The 252-nt window shown below is 48.8% G+C and carries 1 pseudogene; it reads right to left on the bottom strand.

What is annotated here, in order from left to right:
• Positions 1 to 127 (bottom strand): annotated as a pseudogene (locus tag AACQ38_RS23935) (RHS repeat-associated core domain-containing protein); the annotation flags it as partial.
• Between the last annotated feature and the right edge of the window lie 125 nt (positions 128 to 252).

The raw sequence follows: 252 nt of genomic DNA, 5'->3' as shown, positions 1-252 counted from the left end.
AATCATCGAATGTACTAACTTCATATTTTTGTGTTGGACAAGCTGCTAACCCTAAGGGATCAATCCACGACACCGGATTCGGCACGTACGCATACAGGTTCAGACCCCCTGCTAATCCTATAGGGTCTTAGGCACTATCCCGACGCCATCATACGATTGAGCGGACCTTTCCCCCTGATTTAGCAGCCTTTTTCTTCGCCACTGTTTCCCACCCTGTTAAAGAACATATCAACTCGCCCCGACGGGCACTTT

It is taken from the genome of Photorhabdus sp. RW14-46 (assembly GCF_963887965.1).
In the GTDB taxonomy this organism is placed as follows: domain Bacteria; phylum Pseudomonadota; class Gammaproteobacteria; order Enterobacterales; family Enterobacteriaceae; genus Photorhabdus; species Photorhabdus laumondii.
Note: the sequence above shows the minus strand (reverse complement) of the source record. Positions and strands in the feature narration are given on the sequence as shown.